This is a genomic window from Halanaerobium saccharolyticum (assembly GCF_003053565.1).
Classification (GTDB): domain Bacteria; phylum Bacillota; class Halanaerobiia; order Halanaerobiales; family Halanaerobiaceae; genus Halanaerobium; species Halanaerobium saccharolyticum_B.
Genome location: NZ_QAXS01000016.1, coordinates 15954 through 31373, shown reverse-complemented (window position 1 = coordinate 31373; position 15420 = coordinate 15954). Strand labels below are relative to the sequence as shown.

General features: G+C 35.3%; 14 protein-coding genes. 3 read left to right on the top strand and 11 right to left on the bottom strand.

Annotation, left to right across the window (positions count from 1 at the left end; all coding sequences use genetic code 11):
• The first annotated feature begins 138 nt into the window (after positions 1 to 138).
• Positions 139 to 957 carry an aldo/keto reductase gene (locus tag C8C76_RS07745; protein WP_108140401.1) on the top strand — a complete coding sequence of 273 codons (819 nt, stop codon included), beginning with the start codon at positions 139 to 141 and terminating at the stop codon, positions 955 to 957.
• 61 nt (positions 958 to 1018) lie between these two features.
• On the opposite strand, the gene C8C76_RS07740 is transcribed toward C8C76_RS07745, so the two are convergent.
• A complete protein-coding gene (locus C8C76_RS07740) occupies positions 1019 to 1648 on the bottom strand; it encodes a hypothetical protein (RefSeq protein WP_108140399.1) in 630 nt (209 codons plus the stop codon).
• 213 nt (positions 1649 to 1861) lie between these two features.
• Here C8C76_RS07740 and C8C76_RS07735 point away from each other — a divergent pair, with 213 nt between their 5' ends.
• Positions 1862 to 2449 (top strand): cyclodeaminase/cyclohydrolase family protein, encoded by a 588-nt coding sequence (locus C8C76_RS07735; RefSeq protein ID WP_108140397.1) that lies wholly within the window; start codon positions 1862 to 1864, stop codon positions 2447 to 2449.
• Between the two features lie 58 nt (positions 2450 to 2507).
• Positions 2508 to 3347 (top strand): bifunctional 5,10-methylenetetrahydrofolate dehydrogenase/5,10-methenyltetrahydrofolate cyclohydrolase, encoded by an 840-nt coding sequence (locus C8C76_RS07730; RefSeq protein ID WP_108140395.1) that lies wholly within the window; start codon positions 2508 to 2510, stop codon positions 3345 to 3347.
• 140 nt (positions 3348 to 3487) lie between these two features.
• Here the strand turns inward: C8C76_RS07730 and rbsB are convergent, their stop codons facing one another.
• From rbsB to C8C76_RS07680, 10 genes are all read right to left on the bottom strand, one after another.
• Positions 3488 to 4378 (bottom strand): ribose ABC transporter substrate-binding protein RbsB, encoded by an 891-nt coding sequence (rbsB, locus tag C8C76_RS07725; protein WP_108140393.1) that lies wholly within the window; start codon positions 4376 to 4378, stop codon positions 3488 to 3490.
• 105 nt (positions 4379 to 4483) lie between these two features.
• A complete protein-coding gene (locus C8C76_RS07720; RefSeq protein WP_108140391.1) occupies positions 4484 to 5443 on the bottom strand; it encodes an ABC transporter permease in 960 nt (319 codons plus the stop codon).
• A 1-nt stretch (position 5444) separates the two neighbouring features.
• Positions 5445 to 6944, bottom strand: coding sequence for a sugar ABC transporter ATP-binding protein (locus tag C8C76_RS07715; protein ID WP_108140389.1), 1500 nt, complete (start codon positions 6942 to 6944; stop codon positions 5445 to 5447).
• Entirely contained in the window at positions 6945 to 7340 is a 396-nt protein-coding gene (gene rbsD / locus C8C76_RS07710) for a D-ribose pyranase (protein WP_108140387.1), read from the bottom strand.
• 3 nt (positions 7341 to 7343) lie between these two features.
• Positions 7344 to 8261, bottom strand: coding sequence for a ribokinase (gene rbsK / locus C8C76_RS07705; RefSeq protein WP_108140385.1), 918 nt, complete (start codon positions 8259 to 8261; stop codon positions 7344 to 7346).
• Positions 8262 to 8310: 49 nt separating this feature from the next.
• Positions 8311 to 9303, bottom strand: a complete 993-nt coding sequence (locus tag C8C76_RS07700; RefSeq protein ID WP_108140383.1) for a LacI family DNA-binding transcriptional regulator — start codon at positions 9301 to 9303, stop codon at positions 8311 to 8313.
• 352 nt (positions 9304 to 9655) lie between these two features.
• Entirely contained in the window at positions 9656 to 10426 is a 771-nt protein-coding gene (gene madM, locus C8C76_RS07695; protein ID WP_108140381.1) for a malonate transporter subunit MadM, read from the bottom strand.
• 36 nt (positions 10427 to 10462) lie between these two features.
• Positions 10463 to 10822 carry a malonate transporter subunit MadL gene (locus C8C76_RS07690; protein ID WP_108140379.1) on the bottom strand — a complete coding sequence of 120 codons (360 nt, stop codon included), beginning with the start codon at positions 10820 to 10822 and terminating at the stop codon, positions 10463 to 10465.
• A 46-nt stretch (positions 10823 to 10868) separates the two neighbouring features.
• A complete protein-coding gene (locus tag C8C76_RS07685; protein ID WP_108140377.1) occupies positions 10869 to 12074 on the bottom strand; it encodes a CaiB/BaiF CoA transferase family protein in 1206 nt (401 codons plus the stop codon).
• 291 nt (positions 12075 to 12365) lie between these two features.
• Positions 12366 to 15416 (bottom strand): stalk domain-containing protein, encoded by a 3051-nt coding sequence (locus C8C76_RS07680; RefSeq protein ID WP_108140375.1) that lies wholly within the window; start codon positions 15414 to 15416, stop codon positions 12366 to 12368.
• Positions 15417 to 15420: the final 4 nt, after the last annotated feature.

Genomic DNA, 15420 nt, shown 5'->3' with positions numbered 1-15420 from the left:
CTAATTTTCCTTCTACCATTTAATTTCAACATAATTACTAAATCTCCTTTTTTTCTTAGTAAAAGTTGATAATAATTATTATTTTGCTTATAATTAATTTAAAGCGTAAATTAAGATAATAAATTGGAGGCTGATAAAATGAAATATGTTAAACTAAATTCTGGAGATCAGATGCCGCTTTTAGGTCTGGGAACCTGGCAGTTGAGAGGACAGGAATGTACAGATTCAGTTAAAGAAGCTATCGATATCGGCTATAATCATATCGACACTGCTGATGGTTATGACAATCATCAGGCAGTTGCTAAAGGTATTAAAGAAAGTGGTGTAAATAGAGAAGATCTATTTATTACCTCTAAAATCAAACCTGAAAACTTACATTATGAGGATATAAAGGCAGATACCCAAAGATTTTTAGATGAACTGGGGATTGAGTATCTTGATCTGATATTAATTCACTGGCCAAATAAAGATATTCCTTTAGAAGAAAGCTTAAAAGCTCTAAAAGAAGTTAAAGAAGAAGGGTTGGCTAAAAATATTGGTGTCAGTAACTTTACAGTAAATCACCTTAAAGATGCAATAGAGATTGAACCTGACTTAGTTGCAGTAAACCAGGTAGAATTCCATCCTACCCTGTATCAAAAGGACTTGCTTGATTTCTGTCAGGAAAATGGAATTGTATTAACAGCCTACAGTCCTCTTGCCAGAGGAGAAATATTTGAAAATGAAGTAATCAAAGAGCTGGCAGATAAATATGAAAAATCAGCTTCAAAACTAGCTTTAAAATGGCTAATTGAGAAAGATGTTGTGGCGATCCCTAAGGCCAGTTCCAGAGCACATTTAGAAAGTAATTTTGATCTTTTTGACTGGGAGCTTCCGACAGAAGTTGTAGACAAAATGGATCAGCTAAATCAAAATAACCGTTTGATTGATCCTGACTGGGGAGAATTTGATTATTAAAAACAATTGGTACCGGGCACCTGGAAATCTTCTCCAGGTGCCCGGTACCAATTACCAATCATTAAGACAGCATAACCTTTGTTATTTCAGCTTTTAAAGTTTTAAACTCCTCTTTTCGATCCTGCTTTTCCACTCGATAAGAATCATTGACCCTTATATTTATCTTATTAAAAGGCAGCGGAATCTTTAAATTATCCCATCTATTTTTCAACTTAATGCTGTGCTTTACATCTATAGTTAGAGGTAGTATCTTTCTTTTTGAAAAAAGTGCCATAATCAATGCAAAATCCTTAATTTCTTGAGCAGGTCCTAATGGTCCATCAACTGAGAGCACAAGATTGGCATTATTTTTTTTATTAATTTTATTTTTTAACTGAAATATATAATTGCCATCACCGGCCAGATCAGGTAACCTCATTACATCATAGCCAAAATATTTACTAATTCGGCTGATAACTCCTCCCCGCTTATTTTGGGTTGTCACAATGTTTAACTTCTTTCCTTTTAAAAAGGGATAATAAGAATAGCTGTCACCATGCCAGATAAAAAGAATAAATTTGTCTGGATGCTCAGTTTCTAAATATTCCAGTTTCCCACTTTTTTCAATTTTACTTGTTTTATAAACAAAATCAATATAATAATATAAACAGGCACTAATAATTTTTTCTTTTAACTGACTTAAAATATCCATAACAACACCTCTGTTATGGATTATATTACATATTTGAACCAGGTACAAGTGATTTTTATCACTTGTACCTGGTTCAAAAAAATAAAAAAAATACAGCCTTCAGTCCAAATACACACTTGTTAAATATCGGCTGATTTTATATAATAAAATTAAGTCAGATTAAATTTTTAGAATATTTATAAAATCTTATTTAACTAAGAGAGGGGTTTTAGCATGTATGGTCAAAAAACTATAGAAGAATTTTTAGATGACTTAAGTTCAAGCAACTCAATTCCTGGTGGCGGTAGTGCAGCTGCTTTAAGTGGAGCGCTAAATGCGGCAGTTGTCAGCTTTATTGCCAACCTAACAATCGGTAAGGAAAAATATAAGGAAGTTGAGGCAGAAGCTAAGGAAATTCTAGCAGAAAGTGAAGAACTAAAAAAAGAGATGCTTTTAATGATTGATCAGGACAGCAAAATTTTATCTGATATTCTGGACAGCTACAAGGCTGGAAACCAGGATAAAGTGAAATCTGTCTGTCAGGATGCAGTTGAATTTTCAATGGATATGACAAAAAAAGCAGTCAGATTAATGAGACTCAGCCTGGAAATTAGTGAAATTGGAAACAGAATGCTGGCCAGTGATTTCGAAGTAGCAGCCTACATAGGAGATGCAGCAGTTGGCAGTGCAATTGCCAATGTTAAAATCAATCTCAAAAGTTTAGATAATCAAGAATATAAATCAAATATAGAAAAGGAATATTTAAAGTTAAAAGCTGAAAGTTCCCGCCTTAAAGAAGAAATTATAGACCTTGCTAATTAAATTTAGTTTTTAATCGTCTGGATAGATTATAAATAAATCAAGCAAAGGAAGTGACATAATGAAAGAATTAAGCGGCAAAAAATTGGCAGCAGAAATTAAAGCTGCTCTTATTAAAGAAGTAAAGGAACTAAAAGCTCAAACAGGAGCTGCTCCTCACCTAATTGTTCTGCAGTATGGTGAAGATGCTGCCAGTAAGGCCTATGCAGGTAGAATAGAAAAAAATTGTGAAGCGATTGGGATTGAATTTGAATATCAGCAGTTTATTGATCAACCAGAAAAATTTAAAGCCCGTCTTAAAGAAGCAAATGAAGATGATCAGATCACTTCAATTATGGTTCAGCAGCCTCTTCCTGCTGAATTAAAGGACAGCCTGGAAATGATAAATCCTCAAAAAGATATAGAGGGTATAACTTCTGCTTCACTGGGAAAACTTTTTGTAGGCTTAGAGACTCTAAATCCTGCTACAGCTGAAGCCTGTATGGAGATCCTGGATTACTATGATATTCCAATTAAAGGTCAGCGGGCTGTAGTTGTCGGCAGAAGCAATATTGTCGGTAAACCGGTCTCAATTTTATTACAGCAAAAACACGCTACTGTAACAATGTGTCATTCCCGCACTAGAGATTTAGAATGGGAGCTAAAAAATGCTGACATTGTAGTAGCTGCAGTTGGTAGAGCAGAGATGATTAAAGGTGAAATGTTAAATAAAGACTCTATAGTTATCGATGTCGGCACCAATTTTATCGAAGGTAAACTACTTGGTGATGTTGATTATGATTCAGCCGCTGAAAAGGTAAAAGCAATAACTCCTGTACCAGGTGGAGTGGGAACTGTCACCAATCAGGTTTTAATGCGCAATATTGTTAAATCATTTAAAAATCTGCATAAAATTAAATAATAAGTAACTTAAATATTTAAAAGACCCTGCTGAAATTCTAGCAGGGCCTTTTTATTTACCTGGTGCATTTTTAATACATGTCCATTGAATTAAATCCAGGTATTCAGACTATATAGTTGATTTCTCACTATATTAATTTACTACTCAGTAATTAACTCTAAAGGTACTGGAGTATATTCGTCAACTTCTTCTCCATTTGCTACCTTGATTGCAGTTTCCACAGCCATTTCTCCCATTAAATCTGGTTTTTGAGCAACAGTTGCTGCCATTTTACCTTCTGCTACAGCATCTCTTGCATCATCAATAGCGTCAAAACCAACAATCATAATCTCATCAGAACGACCGGCTGCTGCAATAGCTTCCATTGCACCTAAAGCCATATTATCATTATGAGCAAATACAGCGTCGATTTCTGGGTTACCCTGCAGAATATTTTCCATAACTGTCATTCCTTCTGCTCGGTCAAAACCAGCGGGCTGTCTGGCTATAACTTCCATACCAGAATATTTATCCATGGCTTTATTAAAGCCTTCACCTCTATCTCTAGCAGCAGATGTTCCAGGAATACCCTGTAGTTCTACAACTTTACCTTCTTCACCTAACTGTTCAGCGATAAAGTCTCCAGCCATTTCTCCACCAGCAACGTTATCAGAAGCAATGTGACTTACAACATCTCCACCTTCTGCACCACGGTCAACTGTAATTACAGGTACACCGGCGTCATTGGCTGCTGTAATTGCGGAAACAACAGCATTTCCATCAACAGGGTTTACAATTAAAACGTCAATTTGTTTAATTAATAAGTCTTCAACACTGCTTAACTGACTTGCAGCATCATCCTGAGCATCTACTGTTAAAATTTCTACTCCCATTTCTTCGGCCATAGATTCAGCACCATCTTTTAAGTCAACAAAGAAAGGGTTATTTAAAGTAGAAACAGCCAGTCCAAGCTTTACATCCTGAGCTGCAACACCTGCAGAAAGTCCAATTACCAACATTAAAGATAAAGCTAATACAATAAGTTTTCTCATTTTTTTATTCCTCCTTGAATTTAATTCTAATAATGAATACTGTCCAAAAGAAGCTGGTGAAAACTCACCTCCTATTGAATTAATTATTTTTCTTTATCTATATTATTACTGCTGCTGACTCTTACGATCTAAGAAGACAGCAAGCAGAATAACGCCACCTTTAGCAACTAACTGATAGAATGAAGATACATTTAAGAGATTTAAACCATTATTTAAAACTGCAATAATCAAAGCACCGACAATTGTTCCAATTACTGTACCACTACCACCTGAAAGACTGGTTCCACCTAAAACTACAGCTGCAATTGCATCTAACTCATAACCCTCACCGGCCATTGGCTGGGCTGAATTCAGGCGGGAAGTTAAAATAATTCCACTCACAGCAGCTAAGAAACCATTTAAAGCATAAACAGCTATTTTAATTTTATCAGTATTAATACCGGAAAGCTTAGTAGCTTTCTCATTGCCGCCAATTGCATAAATATAGCGTCCAAGTGGTGTCTTCTTAAGCAGAATGTAAATAACTATCAAAAGTAAAAACATGATAATAACTGGAACCGGAATAGCTCCTATATAACCAGCACCAAAAAATCTAAATGTTTCATCAAAACCAGAAATTGGCCGCCCATTGGTGTAAATTAAAGTAAATCCTCGGGCCACGGTCATCATTGCCAGGGTAACGATAAAGGCGGGCAGTTTTGCCTTTGCAACTGCCAGACCATTAAAAAGTCCAAGGGCAGTACCAGCTGCCAGACCAATTAAGATTGCTAGATAGACATTCAAACCTGTATTAACAATCATCCCGGCCGAAATTGCTCCCGCAAAAGCAAGCATTGAACCAACTGAAAGGTCAATACCCCCTGTTAAAATTACCATGGTCATTCCAAAAGAAATAATTGCTATAATTGACACCTGTCTAACTACATTTAAAAGGTTGGGAACAGTTAAAAAATAGGGGCTCATAAACGATAATACAATTACAAGGGCTAAAAGTCCAATCCCTGTTTTAAATCTATTCAAAATTTCTAAAAAACTTTTATCTTTAATACTGCTTAAATTATTCACTTTACTGACTCCTCCTTCCGGTTGCCAGCTTCATAATTGCTTCCTGATCAGCTTCAGCGGCATCCAGCTCTCCCATAATTTCTTTTTCATGCATAACTAAAATTCTATTGCTTAAATTTAAGACTTCAGGTAATTCCGAAGAAATCAGAATTACTGCTACTCCTTCATCTATTAAATCCTGCATTAGGTTGTAGATTTCTCTTTTAGCACCAACGTCAATTCCCCGGGTTGGTTCATCAAAGATTACTACTTCTGGTTTAGTAGAAAGTAGTTTAGAAATTACAACTTTTTGCTGATTTCCTCCACTTAAATTTTTAACCAGCTGTTTTTCGGAAGGAGTTTTGATATTTAAGTCCTTTATATATTTTTCTGCAAGATCTTTTTCGGCAGCTGCATCTATAAAGGTATTAGCATTTAAAATTGTTTTTAATACAGAAATGCTTATATTATCAGCAACTGACAGGCCGAGGATCAGACCTTCTTCTTTCCGGTCTTCACTGAGATAATAAATTCCATTATCTATTGCATCAGCCGGAGAATTGATTTTTAATTGGTCACCTCTGTAAAAAATTTGACCTGTTTTTTCTTTAAAAACTCCAAAAATTGCTTTGGCAAGTTCGGTTCTGCCTGAACCCATCAGACCAGCAATTCCAAGAATTTCACCTTTTTTTAGAGAAAAAGAAGCATTTTCTATTTCTTCAGGGACCGAAAGATTCTCAATCCTTAAAATTTCTTCACCAGGGTTAAATTTCATTTTTGGAAAACGATCTTCAATTGTTCGGCCGACCATCATTTTAATTAATTCATCTTCATCAGTTTCAGAAGTTTTAACCTCTCCAACAAACTGACCGTCTCTTAAAACAGTAACCCGATCACAGATTTCAAAAACTTCCTCCAACCGGTGAGAAATATAGACAATTGCAATTTCCTGCTCTTTAAGTCTTTCTATCAACTCAAATAGAATTTCTATTTCCTGGTTAGTCAGAGAAGATGTCGGCTCATCCATTACCAGTATATCAGCGTTCTGAGAAACCGCCTTAGCAATCTCAACCATCTGCTGACTGCCGATGTTTAAATCCTTAATCTTTGCTTTCGGATCAATATCAACTCCCAGCAGATCTAAAACCTCTTCGGTTTTCTGATAGAGCTTTTTGTAATTAATAAAAACTCCATTTCGCTCTTCCCTGCCTAAAAATATATTTTCTGCTACATTTAGATAAGGAATCAACTCCAGTTCCTGGTGAATAATCGCCAGGCCGGCATTCTGAGCCTCTTTGGTATTTTGAAATTTTACCGGCTCACCCTTTACAAAGATCTCACCTTCATCACGCTCGTGAATTCCATTTAAAACTTTCATCAGAGTTGATTTCCCGGCTCCATTTTCTCCCAAAAGGGCATGAACCTCTCCTTTTTCCAGAGAAAAATTAACACGGTCCAAAGCTTTAACTCCGGGAAAAGTCTTAGTGATATTTTTCATTTCCAGAACTTTTTGATTTGCCATTTAAAAATCAACTCCTGAGATTAAAATAATATTGGCATAGGGAATAGTTTCTCCACTGCGGACTATTGCTCTGGAGTTATGTGTTTCCTGCTTAAATTCAGCGTGTGAAATATACTCAATTTCTATATCAGGCAGCAATTCAATTATTTCTCTTTCTAATTCCGGACTTTTTTCCTTAATTTCTTGAGCCAGAATTGCTTTTTCTACAACTAAATCTTTGAGCATTGCCTTTAATATTTCTAAAAATTTTGGATAGCCTTTGGTCAGCGATAAATCAACTCTTTCAACTTCCTGAGGGAGTGGCAGACCACAGTCTGCAACAGTTAGGCTGTCTTTGTGTCCCATCTCAGCAACTACCCTGGAAAGCTGACTATTAATTATTCCATTTTTCTTCATTTCTTATTTACTCCTTTCTGCAAGGAATTCATTTAACTCTTTTTTATCTGGAATAGAGCTCTGAGCTCCTCTTTTGGTTACCGAATAAGCTGCAGCCTGGACAGCAAATTCCAAAGCCTTTTTTAGATTGTTTTCTGCAATCAGACTGGCTGCAAAAGCTCCAGCAAAAACATCCCCGGCAGCTGTAGTATCAACTGCTTTTACTTTTAATGTTTCCAGGTGAAGCTCCTTATTTTGGCTGTAATAATTGATGCCTTTTTCACCTTCAGTGACTATAATATTTTTAACACCCATCTTAAGTAATGCTTCAATTTTTTCTAATCTGCTCTTATTCTCAGCTTCAGCCAGCAGTAAGTCTAACTCCCCTTCATTAGGAAGCAGATAATCTACTCTAGTTAAAATATCTGCCGGTAACTTTTGAGCAGGAGCTGGATCCAGAATAATTTTAGTCTTATTTTTTGAAGCAATTTCTACAATTTTTTCAATAGTATCAACCGGGATCTCAAGCTGTAAAAGAATAATTTCAGCTTCAGCTATTTTATCTTTTATCTTTTCAATTTTCTCAGGGTCAAGTTCATAGTTAGCTCCCGGAGAAACAATAATTCTGTTATTTCCCTTTTTATCGACTGTAATTACTGCAACACCTGTGCTGACATCTTTAATCTCAAAAATATTATCAATTTCTGCTCCGCCAGCTTTTAAACTTGATTTTAACTTCGGGGCAAAACTGTCATCACCACAGGCACCAATAAATTCGACCTGATCGCCCAGTTTGGCTGCTGCCAGAGCCTGATTGGCCCCTTTACCACCAGGGATCTGTTCAAACTTGCCGCCAATTAAAGTTTCTCCTTCTTCAGGATAGCGCTCTGTTTCTACTACTAAATCCATATTCATACTTCCAATAACAAGTATTTTGGCCAATTAATTCACCTGCTTTCTTATTTGTGCTAAGTTCAAATAGTAATTATATTTAGACTGATTCTCTAATAATTAAATTTGTTTTTAAAATTTGATCTTCGATCTCTATTTGCTGGTTGTTGATCATCCTTAAAAGCACTGTCACTGCTCTCTCCCCCATACTGTATTTGGGCTGCCTCATTGTGGTTAGCTCCGGCCTTAACAGTGAGGCGATGTCAATATCATCATGGCCGGCAACCGCTATATCATCAGGAATTTTTAAACCAGCTGCAAATAAGGCCTTATATACTCCAGCAGCACTTAAGTCATTGGCCGCAAAAACTGCTGATGGTCTATCCTTAAGCTTAAGTAGCTTTTGCATTGCCTCAAATCCAGAATGCTGGGTGTAATCTCCTTCAATAATATAATCATTGTTAATTTCTACTTCATAATTTTTTAGTGCTTTCTTGTATCCTTCCAAACGCTCGCGAGCAGTAGTAGTATTTAAATCACCACTGATATGAGCAATTTTTCGGTGGCCTTTTTTGAGCATGTATTCGACCATCTGGTAGGCAGAATTTTTGTTGTCGATACTGACCAGAGGGTAAGAATCACTGAGTACAGATCTATCAATCTGAACCACAGGGTAATTAGTTGACTTTAATTCTTTGAGTATTTTTTCGTTTCCCAGCGACAGAGAAACAATTAAGCCATCAACCTGTTTGCTTTTAAATAATTCAACTGCCTTTTTTTCCCGCTCTAAATGGTTGTCTGTATTGAAAAAGATAACCGAATAACCAAGTTTTTGTGCTTTATCTTCAACTGCTCTTGCCACCTGAGGAAAAAATGGGTTGCTGATATCAGGAATAATCAGTCCAATGGTGTGGGTTTTCTGCATTACCAGACCTCTGGCCACACTGTTGGGATTATAATTCATCTCATCTATTATTTTTAATATTTTAGCTCTTGTATCATCACCGACATCAGGTTTATTATTTAAAACCCTGGAGACTGTGGTAACAGATACATCTGCTTCTCTGGCTATATCTTTAATTGTTACCTTCATTAATTATCACCTGATTTAGAGATTGAATTGGTGTCTTAATTTAATAAATTAAGATAAAAATTTAAGTTTTAATTCAATCATTAAGTTTCGTTAACGTTTCCGTTAACGTTTACATTTATGATTATAAAATATTCTGAAAAATAATGCAAGTAGTAATTATGATATTTTTAGCCATAATTGAACTTCAGATGCGATTATCTCTTTCTAATAAAACAATGTTCAATTTAATGCTTAAATAATCTGTTTTACTCTAAAATCATTAACTAAAACAATTTCGAAATAAATTATTTTAAAAAAGAAAAACTCCCCGGGGGAGGGGAGTAAAATTAGATAAAATTTTATAAATAATATGTTATAACAAAATTGCTCTTATAATTACAAAACCAATTGAAGGAACAATTAAAGTTCCCAGACCAGTGTAAAAAGTTGCAGTCATAGCTCCATAAGGAACTAATTCGGGGGCAGTTGCTGCCAGTCCACCGGCAACTCCACTTGTTGTACCAATCAATCCACCATAGACCATTGCTGAAGTTGGATTATCCAGCCCAACAAGATTAGCAATGAATGGTGTTATTACCATTGTCATTATTGATTTAACCAACCCGGCTGCAACAGAAATAGCAATAATCTCCGAACTTACCCCAAGGGCGGTTCCCGTTACCGGGCCAACAATAAAGGTTACTGCTCCTGCACCGATAGTTGTAACTTCAGCTGGATCTGTATAACCTAAAACAATGGCAATAGTACTACCAACAGCAAAGGAAAATACAACTCCAACCAGTAGGGAAATTACTCCAACCGGTCCCGCCTTTTTAAGGTTTTTAATCTTAACTCCATAGGCAGTAGAAATAATAGTATAATCTCTCAGCATACTGCCACCTAAAAGACCAATCCCGGCTCCACCAAATATTGATACATCTGCCAGGCCGCTGCTGCCTCCTGTAGCCTTTCCACCAATATAAGCTAAAACCAGTCCTGTTATAATAGCCAGAGCTGAGGCTATTCTTTCTTCGCCCAGCATAACCGAAATTTTCTTAGTTACATACATAATCAAAGCTACCAGAGCTATCGAAATAATTAAATGATCAGCTCCAGCAAAAGAATTAATTGCATCTGTCAACAATTCAAATCACTTCCATTTCTATTTTTATTAAATATCTTATTTTTTTAATTTTGATAATAAAGGAACTAAAAACATTGCTCCAACTGTAGCCAGTCCACCAGCTAATATAGCGACCAGACCACCATTAATTGCTCCAACTACATTTAATCTGGCTGCCATAGCAACAATTATTGGAATATATAAGGCACTCAAGAATTTAATCCCGTTTTCTGTTCTTTCTTTAAATACTCTACCTCTTTTGTTTTCTAAGTAATTAACTGCCAGAACCATAAACAACATTGCCAGACCAACACCACCAACATCGCCACCAGTTCCAATAAACTGGCCTAAAATTCTACCTAAAAATGAGCCAAGCAGCATAAAAAAGGCCACAAAACCCATGCCGATAATCTCCATCATTCCACTCCTTTATCTATTTAATAGTTTTTTCTGTCTAAAATGTTTAAGCAATAATTCCTTGTTCCCGCATCTCTTTAATCTCCTGATCACTAAAACCGAGATCTTCTTTCAGAATTGAATCAGTATGCTCTCCTTTAGCAGGTGCATGACTTTTTATTTCACCTGGTGTTTCTGAAAGATGAAATGGTGAACCGGCAACTTTTACTTTACCAATACCTGGCTGTTCTAAATCTACTATCATTTTTCTGTATTTTAAATTATCATCTTCAACTACCTTATCAACGGTATTTACAGGTGAGTAAGGAAGATCATATTCTTCAAAAATTGATTCCCATTCTGCAGTAGTTTTCTCCTTTAATCTTTTAGCAAGAATCGGAATTAATTCACTTTTATATTCTGCCCTTAAAGGATTTGTTTTAAACCTCTCATCATCAGCAAGCTCAGGCATCTCGAGCGCCTCACAGAATTTCTGCCATAAATTATCATTACCGATTGGTGTTACAATATAATTATCTTTAGTTTTAAATGACTGGAAGGGTACAATTGTCGGATGAGCTCCACCTAAAGGTCCTGGAATTTCTCCGGCCATTGTATATCTGGCAATAGCATTTTCTAAAACAGATACCAGGCCATCTACCATTGACATGTCAACATGCTGTCCCTTTCCTGTTCTATCTCGGTGGCGAAGGGCACTCAAAATACCAATTACAGCCTGATGTCCTGCCATAATGTCACCAATTGAACTTCCAACCCGGCAGGGCTCTCCACCTTCAGGACCAGTAATGCTCATTAAACCACTGTATGCCTGGGCCACCATATCATAGGCAGGCTTGCTGGCATATTCTTCTAGAGCATCGTGACCAAAGCCACAGATTGAACAGTAGATAATATCTTCTTTTATTTTTTTCATTTCCTGATAAGAAAAACCAAGTTTTTTCATTGTAGTTGGACGATAATTTTCTACAACTACATCTGCATCACTAATTAAGTTTCTTAATATTTCTTTTCCTTTTTCCTCTTTCAAATTTAAAACAACACTCTTTTTGTTTCGGTTAATACTAATAAAATAACCACTCTTTTGATTTCCAAGTTCATCTTCAACAAAAGGACCGAACTGTCTGGAATCATCACCATAAGGTGGCTCCACCTTAATAACTTCTGCACCTAAATCTGCTAATATCATTGTTGCAAATGGTGCTGCTAAAACATGACTTAAGTCAACAACCTTTACTCCATCTAATGCGCCCAAAAAAATCTCCTCCTATAATTATATTAAAACACTTATTTTTTTATTCAAATCCAAAAATTCGACCACCAGTCAATATGACTCATAGTCGAATTATATAATAGAATAATTTAATTGTCCAGCAAAATTTGTATTTTTACAGTATTTTAGTGAATTTACTAATATATTAAAGTCTTAAGCGCCTAATCTTTTTTAAAGACTTAAATTTAGTTTTTAAATGTTTGTTTTTATAGACAAGAACAAGCCCCGGCATTTAAACCGGGGCTAAACAGGACATTTCTGTCCTGGGGAAACTTAATCTCCATAGACTATTGGAATATCAATATTATGGTGATCAAGTTGATCCTCTGTTATATAAATTTCCTGAGTGTAACCGTTCAGGGGTCTGGTTCCTTTTGGTAGAGATTCTTTTAAGAGAGTTAACTCGTGAAATCCTAATGGCACATTCTGAAAATAATATTCTCCAATCTGATCTGTATAATCTTTTTTATTAAGACCGGCAACTTCCATTCCTGCCCACATCAGATAATCATCATTTTCATCTTTAATACCATTGGCATTTTTATCAATAAATACATTGCCGCTAATTGTACCATTAATTGTAACCCCAAAATTCTGCATTATATTCTGGTTATCCTTAACTCTTACCAATATCTCTTCGGTAACCGGTGTATAATCAGCTATCAGGTTGCGGTAGTCGAAGTTGAGAAAATATATGTCATTAAAATATGGTTTAAAGATAAAGAAACCATCCTCATCACTAACAGACATCATATTACCCAGCCTCATTGGTATATCTTCTAATTTTCTCTCTCCTGGATCCATAACTCCATTATAATTTTCGTCAAGATAAGCATAGCCTGCTACAATCGGGCGAGGTTCAATGTCAGTGAATCTAGATTTTCTGGTCTCTTCTCCGATAAATGAAAGAGCATGTGAGTAAGAAAAAGTGGCATATTGTTCATACTCATTATTAACAAAATCAGCGTATTCTCTGCCAATTTCAATTTTTATCTCACTTTCATCATCTCTAATAATATCATAGGCTGCACTAAAGGAGGTGCCTGGCTCTCCTTCATCTGGAACAATATATTCACCTAATAATCTAATATAGCCAGGATTGTTTGGATGATAATAATTACCCGACAAACTTACTGATTGATAATCATTTAAAAACTCTGAATGATAATCTTTTAGTTCAGCAGTTAGACTAAATTCTCGATTAAAATAATAATTTAAGCGGAGATTACTTTCTTCATCAATTCTAGCTTCTGATTCTTCTTCATTTCTTTTAGTTCCTAAGGATAAAGAAGCTCTTCTGCCAAATGATAGCCTAATCTCTCCATCATATTCACGGTCATAATATCTTGTCCCCTGATCATCTCGCTGCATTTCACCATCATAATTTGCTGATAGTAAGAGATAATCACCAAAGCGCTTATACACTCCTAATTCTGCTTCATAATCCTGATAATTTTCCTGGTAGAAATCACTGATGTTTAGGTCATTATCATAATAGGCAAGATCACTTGAAACTCTAAAGCTTCTTCCATATATATTATTTTCCAGGCCAATACCCTTCCTTATCTTATCTCCTAAAAAGATATATACTTGATCATTTTGATCTGTAAAAGAATATTCAGATCTGTTGTCCTCATAATAAAGGGATAGAGCATTGTAGTTTCTCCAACCAGGATTATAGATAACTTTAAAAGTATAGTAATCACTTTCATCAATCTCATCTTCAAGTGTTTTCCTCTGACCAACTGTTGGATTAATACTAATATTATTAGCTAAATCAAGACGAAAGGAAAGCGACTTATTTTCTCCTTCATCTTTTTCCATAAAGTTGGCGGTTTCTGGAGGAATATATAGATAAACCCCCTGAATATAACCATTTAATAAACCATATAAAATACTGGCTTCAGCTCCGCTTTTTAAGCTATCTTTTTTACCAGCTATTAACCAGTCGAGATTGATTACTGTTCGAGAATTTATTCTAAATGAAAAGCCACTAATTGAAGAAACAACTTCTTTAGTTAACTCACTATCCGGATTTAATGATTCATTATAAATAGCTGTTTCTATATGAGCTGAAAGATTTTTATTAAAAGCATAGTTAGATCTTAAAGCTCCAAAATATCCTTCCCAGCCATCTCCAGAATAATCGTCATCACGATAACGCCCCGCAAAAAGTTCATATTCTTTTACCTTTGAGTTTAAAACATCACTTGAGCCAGTGATATATTGTACTCTCTTTTCTTCTTGACCCTCAGAGGTTAACTTTACGACCTCTATTTTATTTAAATACCTGGCTTTTAATTCAATATTTTCAAAAGTGTACTTGCCATCAGTTTTAATATCTCTTTTTTTAAATAAACTATTATTCAAATAAAGAGAAACCTGATCACCTTTATTGACTTCAACAGTTACACTTGTATAGGGGATCAATTTATAACTCAACCTATCAGGCAGAGAAAAGTATAAACCCTGCATCTCATTATTTCCCATAGTTTCTTCCAGCCGGAAATCATGATCTCCAGCTATAATTAGCATATTATTTTCCTGATACTTAAATTTTATTCTATCAAGTTCATAATCAACTTCACTGCTGTCAATACTGTATTTTAGATCATTATTTAAATAATAAGCCCAGTTTCCAGTTCTACCATAAAAATTTAAATCTCCATTAATCTCTTTATCTTGACCACCAAAAATTCTTTCTTCTAAATTTAATTGAATTCTATAATGGACAGAACTCAGCTGAAAAGATTTTTTCTTATCTCCCAAAATCTCTTTTTCTTCTTGATAGATTAATTTCTCTTTTTCTTCTTCCTCTTCTTCCAGACCGTCTTCTATTTCAATATCTTTAAAAAATTCTCCTTCCACTACAACTTCCTGCAGAGAATTATTCCAGCTAATTTGATAATCTGTTAGATATTCAAAAACTTCTTTTGCCAGATAAAACTCACCGCCAGCAATCACAGAAGGCCTATCATCCCATTCCAGGTGTTCTATATATGCCTTTGCTGTTAGATCAACTCTTACTTCACGCTGTCCTTTTTCTATAGTCAGCATAGATAAATCTCTGTTAAAATTAAGCTCCACTTCAAGGTATGGTGCAATCAAATTAGCCGGTAAGAGTATATAGTCTTCCTCACTAAAATAAAATATTTCAAAAAAATCATCCTGATCGTAGGCCTGCTCTCTGTTTACATCGAATAAAGTTAATAATACAATACTAGTTTCAATACCTAAATTGTCTTCAGCTAGTTCCTGGGCCTCAATAATAACAGGACTTAGAATCAAAAAAACAAATAGAGTAATTATTATTAAGTTCTTCATATTT